Here is a 1,159-nt window from a genome sequence, read left to right on the forward strand (position 1 = left end):
CGTGGGCTCGGAGATGTGTATAAGAGACAGCCTCCGCTGTCCCTCCCCCGCGTCGACAGCGTCGCCGCACGCACGGTTCGCGGGATCGCGGCCGCGCTCGGTGCGGGCCGGGTCCTGGGCGAGGCGGGGGCCGTCGACCCAGCGGGTGACCGCGCGGATGCCGTGGAGGGAGTTCACCGCCCACAGCACGACGCCGTCGAGCTGGGCGGGCGCGGACTCCTCCTCGTCCACGACCACACCGAGCGCGGCCGCGATCCCGCGAACCGTGCGTGCGGCGACGCTGTCGACGCGGGGGAGGGACAGCGGAGGCGCGAACAGCGTCTCGCCCCGCCACCACAGCAGGGCCGTGGTCGAGCCGTCGGAGACGAATCCCTCGTCGAGGATGACGGCCTCCTGCGCCCCCTTGGACTGGGCGCGCTGCCGCAGCAGGGAGAGCCGCTCGAGGTCCGGGCCCTTGAGGTGCGGCGTGCGGCGCGGATCGTCCGCCGCGGTCGCCACGACGACCTCGGTCTGCAACGTCGGGGCGGACCGCAGCCGGAGGCGGAGGCGGAGCGCATCCCGCTGCCGGACCAGCTCGATGCGCGGGAACCAGGCGCCGTCCCGCGGGATGGCGGCGATCGCGGCCTCCCAGAACCGGTCCAGCTCCTCCCGGCCCCGCCAGCCCTGCTCACGCGCCGACTCGATGAACCGCGCCCGATGGAGGCCCGGCGCGAGCACGCGCCCGTCGGACGCGAGGAAGGAGTCGGCGACCAGCAGCTCTGTCTCGACCACCTCGCAGCTGTCGCGGGCGACGAGCGCGCCGCCGGCCCAGTCGGAGAGTGTGCTGACCGCATCCATCCCGCCAGGCTAGCGGCCGGGGCCGACACGACCCGGACGCGGCGGCCCGGGCGCGCGGCCGGGATCTAGCGCACGTGCGCGCCATGGGACGGGACGGGCCTTACCGAGATTTGGCGCAAATGTAGGTTATGGCCCCGGTATTACCGCGATGTGGCGCAATCTTCCCAGGAGGGCCGTGCGGACGCGACGTTCGGCGGGGATGCGTGCGGCGACCTAGGCTGAGGCGGTGGTCGTCCCGCTCCGCGTGCAGCAGCTCGGCGCCGGGATCGACCCGGCCGCCGCCTTCGTCGCGCTCTTCGGCGACCCGGCCGTCACCCCCGAC

At 74.5% G+C, this 1,159-nt stretch carries 1 protein-coding gene; it reads right to left on the reverse strand.

Annotation, left to right across the window (positions count from 1 at the left end; translation table 11 throughout):
• A partial coding sequence (locus ACR9ZG_RS18880; RefSeq protein ID WP_481286380.1) for an aminotransferase class IV occupies positions 1-837 on the reverse strand: 837 nt, incomplete at its 3' end.
• Positions 838-1,159 lie beyond the last annotated feature (322 nt).

Source organism: Leifsonia sp. KNZ12-8B, assembly GCF_056755495.1.